At 38.5% G+C, this 7,492-nt stretch carries 8 protein-coding genes and 2 pseudogenes; 9 read left to right on the top strand and 1 reads right to left on the bottom strand.

Annotation, left to right across the window (positions count from 1 at the left end; translation table 11 throughout):
- Positions 1-79 precede the first annotated feature (79 nt).
- The 6 genes and pseudogenes from SLH51_RS24100 to SLH51_RS24075 form a co-directional block, all read left to right on the top strand.
- Positions 80-352, top strand: a pseudogene (locus tag SLH51_RS24100) (ABC transporter substrate-binding protein); the annotation flags it as partial.
- Positions 340-1,347, top strand: coding sequence for an ABC transporter permease (locus tag SLH51_RS24095; RefSeq protein ID WP_390183978.1), 1,008 nt, complete (start codon positions 340-342; stop codon positions 1,345-1,347). The pseudogene SLH51_RS24100 and the gene SLH51_RS24095, both read left to right, overlap by 13 nt.
- Complete coding sequence (locus tag SLH51_RS24090; RefSeq protein ID WP_335964127.1) at positions 1,344-2,207, top strand: ABC transporter permease; 864 nt, start codon at positions 1,344-1,346, stop codon at positions 2,205-2,207. Before SLH51_RS24095 ends, SLH51_RS24090 begins: the two co-directional genes overlap by 4 nt.
- 25 nt (positions 2,208-2,232) lie before the next feature.
- Positions 2,233-3,156, top strand: coding sequence for an ABC transporter ATP-binding protein (locus SLH51_RS24085; RefSeq protein WP_335964125.1), 924 nt, complete (start codon positions 2,233-2,235; stop codon positions 3,154-3,156).
- The gene (locus tag SLH51_RS24080) at positions 3,146-3,742 is read left to right on the top strand and encodes an ABC transporter ATP-binding protein (RefSeq protein WP_335964124.1); all 597 of its coding nucleotides are present in this window, start codon (positions 3,146-3,148) and stop codon (positions 3,740-3,742) included. Before SLH51_RS24085 ends, SLH51_RS24080 begins: the two co-directional genes overlap by 11 nt.
- A 151-nt stretch (positions 3,743-3,893) precedes the next feature.
- Positions 3,894-4,802, top strand: coding sequence for a Ppx/GppA phosphatase family protein (locus SLH51_RS24075; RefSeq protein ID WP_335964123.1), 909 nt, complete (start codon positions 3,894-3,896; stop codon positions 4,800-4,802).
- Positions 4,803-4,840: 38 nt separating this feature from the next.
- On the opposite strand, the pseudogene SLH51_RS24070 reads toward SLH51_RS24075, so the two are convergent.
- Positions 4,841-5,137: pseudogene (locus SLH51_RS24070) on the bottom strand (sigma 54-interacting transcriptional regulator); the annotation flags it as partial.
- Positions 5,138-5,288: 151 nt separating this feature from the next.
- Between SLH51_RS24070 and SLH51_RS24065 the strand changes: the two are divergent.
- From SLH51_RS24065 to SLH51_RS24055, 3 genes are all read left to right on the top strand, one after another.
- Complete coding sequence (locus SLH51_RS24065; protein WP_335964122.1) at positions 5,289-5,687, top strand: VOC family protein; 399 nt, start codon at positions 5,289-5,291, stop codon at positions 5,685-5,687.
- 488 nt (positions 5,688-6,175) lie between these two features.
- Positions 6,176-7,009 carry a formate/nitrite transporter family protein gene (locus tag SLH51_RS24060; protein ID WP_335964121.1) on the top strand — a complete coding sequence of 278 codons (834 nt, stop codon included), beginning with the start codon at positions 6,176-6,178 and terminating at the stop codon, positions 7,007-7,009.
- 25 nt (positions 7,010-7,034) lie between these two features.
- On the top strand, positions 7,035-7,492 hold a 458-nt coding region (locus tag SLH51_RS24055), incomplete at its 3' end, for an NAD(P)/FAD-dependent oxidoreductase (protein WP_335964120.1).

Below are 7,492 nucleotides of genomic sequence, written 5' to 3'. Positions count from 1 at the left end.
TCAACTACAACAATGGATTGCAGGCTTACCTAACTACATCAAGGTCTACCTGCCTATTTCAGTGTGCGAAAGTTGAGCAGGTTATTATTCAAATCCAAAAGTGGATAAATACTTTGAACAGGCATTAGCAGCGAAGAGTGAGGAAGAGGCAATTGATTACTGGCAAAAAGCTCAATGGGACGGTCAACAAGGGTTTAGTGCAAAAGGCGATGCCGCGTGGGCGTGGCTTGTGAATATCGATCATCTGTATTTAGTATCAGAAAAGCTTGATATAGGAGAGCAGAAGATTCAGCCGCATGCTCACGGTTGGCCTATTACAGATAATATAGTTGAGTGGAAATGGACAGAGTGAAAAATAACATTTCGTTCATCGTTTCATTCTTCGTAAAAAAAAGTATCAGACTCGCTTCTCTTTTGTTTGCTGTATGTTTGTTTTCTTTTATGCTTATTAGTTATTCACCGATGGACCCAATACAAGCCTATATTGGTGCAGATATGATGCGAGTTGGCCCAGAACAACGCGAGCAAATTGCCGAGACTTGGGGACTTGATAAAAGTCCGACACAGCAATTTCTTTATTGGGGTGCATCTGATTTTCAAGGTGATTTAGGAACATCGATGATTTATCGACGCCCAGTAGCAGAGGTGATTCATGAGAAGTTTTACAATTCATTAGTGCTGATGATGACCTCTTGGGTACTATCAGGTGTAATTGGATTTGTGATGGGGATTGTTGCTGCTATGAAAAAAGATTCATGGCTTGATAGACTAATTAAGTGGTATTGTTATACATTAGCTTCTACTCCTACTTTTTGGATGGGGCTGTTGCTACTGCTTATTTTTGCCGTTTGGTTACGGTGGTTCCCAATTGGAATGGGTGTGCCTGCAGGGGTGCTCGCAGAACATGTAACGGTTGCCGATCGGATCAAACATCTTATTTTGCCAGCTTTAACATTAAGTATTATTGGTGTTGCGAATGTGGCGTTACACACAAGACAAAAGTTAATAGACGTGCTTTCGAGTGATTATATATTGTTTGCTAGAGCAAGGGGAGAAAAAGGCTTCACAATACTATGGAGACATGGTATTCGGAACATTGCTTTACCTGCTATTACACTGCAGTTTGCAGCCTTTGGTGAGTTATTTGGCGGTGCTGTATTAGCTGAGCAAGTATTCTCCTATCCTGGATTAGGTCAAGCAACAGTTGAAGCAGGGCTTCGGGGGGATGTCCCACTATTATTAGGATTAGTTATCATTAGTGCATTATTTGTATTTGCAGGAAATCTGATTGCTGATTTGATTTACCGTGTCGTTGATCCACGGGTCAAAGAGAGGAGATTGCTATGAGAGTGATATCAAAGACAAAGCATGTTCCAAGACGCCCCTTTCTGTTAAATCAACGACAAAAAAGTGTCATTTTTCTAGTAATGCTCTGTCTCTTGTTGCTTAGTGTTGTGCTTGGTGGCTTGTTTCTTAATAATGACCGAATTGCGACAAATTTAGACTATCGAAATTTAGGACCTACGCTGGCACATCCATTTGGGACAGATTGGCTTGGACGAGATATGCTTACTCGTACTCTTAAAGGACTAACGTTAAGTATATCTGTTGGACTAACTGCAGCAATTGTAAGTGTGACGATTGCCCTGCTATTAGGAATGTTGGCTTCTACAATGGGAAAAGTCGTAGATGGTATGATCTCATGGTTAGTAGATTTATTTTTAAGTGTCCCTCATATTGTTATTCTTATTTTAATAGCTTTTGCAATGGGTGGGGGAGCAAAAGGTGTGATCATTGGACTTGCCCTTACCCATTGGCCTAGTTTGACTCGAGTCATTCGAGCTGAAGTGATGCAGTTACGCTCAGCTGAATATGTACAAGTTTCTAAACGGTTAGGGAAGTCACGATGGTATATAGCGAGAAAGCATCTTTTGCCTCATCTTGTACCACAGTTATTAATTGGCCTATTTCTATTGTTTCCTCATGCGATCTTGCATGAGGCAGCAGTCACTTTTTTAGGGTTGGGTTTGTCTCCACACCAACCAGCGATTGGAATCATTTTGTCTGAGTCGATGCGATATTTATCAACGGGAATGTGGTGGCTCGCCTTTTTTCCTGGACTTTGTTTGTTAGTCATTGTACGAGCGTTTGATATGATTGGTGAGCAGTTACAAACGATGATGGATCCTCAACGAGCTCATAAATAAATCAGAATAAGGGTGGGGAAAAAAGATGCCTCTTCTTGAAATTGATAACTTGTCTGTTTCCTTTACCCAATATAAAAAAGGGTTTAGGCAACACGATTTAAAAGTTATCCATAACTTGACGATGTCAATGAATAAAGGTGAAATTGTTGCTGTTGTCGGATCAAGTGGATCGGGGAAAAGTTTATTAGGACATGCCATTCTTGGTATTTTACCTAATAATGCAAATGTAAGTGGGACGATAAAATATGATGGGGATGAGCTGACTCAGGAAAGACTAGCTCATTTGCAAGGTTGTGAGATTGCTCTTGTTCCACAATCGGTGAATTTCTTAGATCCACTCATGAAAGCTGGAGAACAAGTACGGTCGTCTGTAAAGAAACAAGATGCCCTAGGAGCTCAACGAACTGTTTTTGAAAAGTATCATTTAGGTCAACATGTTGAAAAGCTCTATCCGTTTCAGTTATCTGGGGGGGTGACACGTCGTGTATTAGTATCCACTGCAGTCGTCGGTGAAGCGAAAGTCATAATTGCAGATGAACCGACTCCAGGTCTTGATTCGGCGGTGGTAAAAGAGGCACTTTCGTCTTTTAGAGAATTAGCTGATAACGGAAGTTCGGTCATGCTCATTACTCACGATATTGGTTCAGCATTAACGGTTGCAGATAAAATCGCTGTTTTTTATGCAGGAACAACCGTGGAGGTCGCACCAGTAGAAGATTTTCATGGGAGGGGTGAATTGTTGCGTCATCCTTATACAAAGGCGTTATGGAGAGCTCTCCCGCAAAATGAATTTTTACCGATTCCTGGTTCTCAGCCAGACGCTAATGATTTACCGAAAGGGTGTTTGTTTGAACCACGTTGCGTGTCTGCGACAGGAGATTGTACTAGCAAAGTACCTGCAGCGAAAACGGTTCGAGGTGGAATGGTGAGGTGTATCCATGCAACTTGAAGCGAGAAAGATCGGCTTTTACTATAAAAAAAACAGATGGATCTTTCGTGATCTAAACTTCACTATTGATGCGGGTGAAATTGTAGGTCTCATCGGGCCTAGCGGTTGTGGAAAAACAACATTTGGACGAGTGCTTTCGGGATATGAAAAACCTCAGGAAGGAACGATTTTGTTGAATGAAACACCGTTACCAAAAAGGGGATATCAACCAGTGCAACTCGTGTATCAGCATCCTGAAAAAGCCGTTAATCCGAAGTGGCGGATGGAGAAGACTCTTCATGAAGGTGGAGAAATAGATCGTGAGCTACTAGAAGTACTAGGAATTAAACAAGAATGGCTCAGTCGTTGGCCAAACGAGTTATCAGGTGGTGAGCTACAACGTTTTTGTGTGGCGCGAGCACTAAGGTCAAATACACGTTTTCTGATCGCTGATGAAATGACGACAATGCTTGATGCGATCACACAATCTCAAATTTGGCATGCTGTTCTAGATATTGTGAAACAACGGAATATCGGTGTACTAGCTATTAGTCATGAAGCTGCTCTTTTGAAAAGGATTTGTACACGAACATTAACGATTCATTAAGATTCCTAGTTTCTAAAGTTATATATTTGTCATATAAACAATACTTAACATATTAATAGAATTTATTTTCAGTTTTTTCATTTTGCCTTAATATCAGATTTACCTTTGTACTTTATTATAAAAGTATCTAAACGAAGAAAAGAGTGTAAAAATGAAAAATAATCTTGTTGCTCTTATTGACCTCGGGTCTAACTCGATCCGTTTAGTACTGTACAAACTTGATAATAAAGGTAATTATAAAGAGGTTGAAAAGGCTAAAGTTACCGTGCGATTGATTAACTATATAAATATCCAAAAGAAAGTAACGAGAGAAGGAATAAACCTAATAATAGATACATTATTAGGATTTCAGAAAATTACTCGATCCTATGGAATTAGTTGTGTAATTGGGTTTGCAACAGCAGTAATTAGGTTATCGTGCAATCAACAAGAAATTTTAAAGGAAATTGAAAATCGAACAGATTTCTCATTTAGAGTGTTAAGTGAGTATGAGGAAGCACATTATGGATACATTGGAGTTGTCCATTCCATGGATATTTACGAAGGAATAACAATAGATACTGGTGGCGGGAGTACAGAGATTACTATGTTTCAAGATCAGAAAATGGTTCACTACCATAGCTTCCCTTTTGGTTCTGTTACTCTCAATAATAAATTCACAAAGGCAGAGCAAGTAAACGACAAACAAGTGGCTCGCCTGAGATCTTATTTGTTAACTCAATATCAAAGTCTTTCGTGGTTAGAGGGTGCTAATTGTCCGGTTATTGGGATAGGAGGTAGTGCAAGGAGTTTGGCTCGGATATCCCCCAAAAAAACTATTTCAATATTGAAGTACGATGAAATAAAAAGGATTTTTGAAGAGCTAATATCATTGCCAATGAACAAACGCACAAAAATAGATGGACTTTCTAATAAAAGGAAAGACATTATCATTCCTGGTGTACAAACAATCCTAACTTTAATGGAAGTTACTAAAGCACCTCATTTTATTTATAGTGAAACAACAATAAGAGATGGTGTTGTTTATGAAGAATTCATCAAAAAGGATGTAATTACGTGATCTTGGTAGAGGCAGGGCCACACGCCTTGCCTCTTTATTTAGAGGTTTTTAAAATCATCTTTATATTTCTTTAATTTATATATAACAGTTGGTTGACTAATTCCTAAATACTTAGCCATCTCATAGGTGGTTTGGCACTCGTTGTAGGCTTTTAAGAGTAGTTTTCTTTCGACCTCTTCTAAAGTTTCTTTTAACCCTTTCTTTTCTATAAAATTTTGTTCTATGCTCCTAATTAAACGAAAGTTAACGTGTCGTTCGTTACGTCCGCCAACTCGAGTCATTTTTTTATCCTGCAGTACTTTCAGTAATTTCACTTGCATTGCTAGTGGCAATTCATGTTAGCTGCTGTTCGTCCCATTAACTTTGTGATTAGTTGCGAACGTATTAGTTCTGGAGGTATGATAGCAAAGGGTCCTTTTCACTACTAGTAAACGTAGTATTTAGGACAATTGAAAGTCAGTCATTGTAAGAAAGAGGCGAATAAATATGGCTAAAAAAAGAATTGAACATGTTGGGGTTATGGTTAGAGATCTAGAAACGTCAATAAAGTTTTATGAAGACATTGTCGGTATGAAGTTAAAAAACACGATGGTCCATTCCGATGAGCATATGAAGCTGGCTTTCCTCGGTTTTAAAAAGAGTGGAGAAACAGAACTTGAATTAATTCAAGGCTATAATGATCAGTTACCTATTGAAGGGAAAGTCCACCATTTTGCCATCACGGTTGATGACATTGAAGGGGAAGTAAAAAGAATAAAAGCTCTTGATGTGAAACTCATCGATGATGAAATTACAACCTTACCGAACGGCTCTAAATATTTCTTCTTTCACGGGCCAGACGGAGAATGGATCGAATTTTTTCAGGAGGGACGAATAAGTACGTAAAGAGAACGAGCTGAATTAAGCTCGTTCTCTTTTGATGCTTTTTCTTAGAATTCTTTTAGTTAGCTGATGAAAATTGGATTTAGTAGATATAATTTGAGATTAGTTGAGAAAAAAGAAATTTAGTAGTTAACCATCGCCAATTTCAGGATGTCAAATCCTATTCACTTCCTTCATTTTCTATTTATATAACCACCCCATTTCCCCCTCAAGAAGTTCCATTCCTATCCTGTCAAACTTTATAACAATAAAAATGTGCCTAATAAAGATTCTATTAGTAACTACCGGGATATCTATAGTTAATTTTCTGAAAAGTTTGTGAGGAAATATGACAAAGATCAACAATTTCCATTTTTGATAGTATAGGATTAAACGTGTATTTAATATATCTCTTTAGATAAAAGTGAATTGTTTTTTGAGGTGGTTTTTTGATTGCCATCCTAAAAAAAACAAGGAAAAGCAAGGATAGGATAGGATAGGAGAGGAACAGCATGTATAAAGACACATTAGAAACGTTGAATGGGATGGCCCTAGCAAAAAAGAAACTTTTAAATGAGAGTATAGTAAGGTATTTAATTTCGGCCTGTTTAGCAGGAGCCTATATCGGATTAGCGGTTGTATTAAGCTTTTCAGTTGGGGGGATGTTCTCTGAATTATCAACCCCGTTAGCGTCATTATTAGTAGGTTTATCGTTTGGAGTTGCCTTAGTATTAATTACGTTCGCTGGAGCTGAACTCTTTACGGGTAATAATATGATATTTACCGTTAGTACGTTGTCTGGAGTCACAACCCGAAAAGAGATGATTACGAACTGGGTTTGGTGTTACCTAGGCAATTTCATGGGAGCTACATTATTTTGTATTTTAATCTTTTTCTCTGGTGTATTCTCTAGCATTTCTAGTGATCATTTTTTAATGACAGTAGCTTCTAATAAAATGAGTTTAAGTACGTCTGAGTTATTCTTTCGAGGAATTTTATGTAACTGGCTTGTGTGTCTAGCAATCTGGTGTACCTTACGAACGAAAAATGATGCAGCGAAAATTATGATGATTCTATGGATCTTACTTACGTTTATCGTTTCAGGCTATGAGCATAGCATTGCTAATATGGCGATCTTAGGTTTGGCACTTATTCACCCGAGTCCAGACACGGTGACGTTAGCTGGTTATTTCGGCAATATTGTGCCGGTGACCCTTGGAAACATCGTAGGTGGAACCTTTTTCGTTGGATGCTTATATTGGATCATCAGCCCGCATCGTGTGAAGGAAGAAAAAATGGAAAAAGCAGTTCTTGTTCGTAAGTCAGTGGCTTCAATAAATAGATAGAAATATGAAAAGGGAGATGAAGTAAATGAGAGAGAAACTAGTGCTAATTGGAAATGGGATGGCCGGAATTCGGACGATAGAGGAAATTTTAAAGAACGATAGCGACCGCTTTGATATTACCGTTTTTGGGGAAGAACCACATCCAAACTATAACCGCATTTTATTATCTTCTGTCCTACAAGGAGATACGACCGTTGATGATATCGTTTTAAATGAGTATAGCTGGTATGCAGAAAATCAAATTGAACTCGTAACGGGCGATCCGGTGATTCATGTAGATACTAAAAAGCAAGTGGTTGTGAGTCAGAATGGAGTAGAGCGTTCGTACGATAAGTTAATTTTTGCAACAGGATCAAATCCATTTATGCTTCCATTGCCTGGAGCAGACAAAGAAGGAGTTATCGCCTTCCGTAACATTAAAGACTGTGAAACGATGATTGATACGTCGAAAAAGTATAAGAGAGCAACCGTTATCGGTGGAGG

Source organism: Halalkalibacter kiskunsagensis (genome assembly GCF_037027555.1).
In the GTDB taxonomy this organism is placed as follows: domain Bacteria; phylum Bacillota; class Bacilli; order Bacillales; family Bacillaceae_D; genus Halalkalibacter; species Halalkalibacter kiskunsagensis.
Note: the sequence above shows the minus strand (reverse complement) of the source record. Positions and strands in the feature narration are given on the sequence as shown.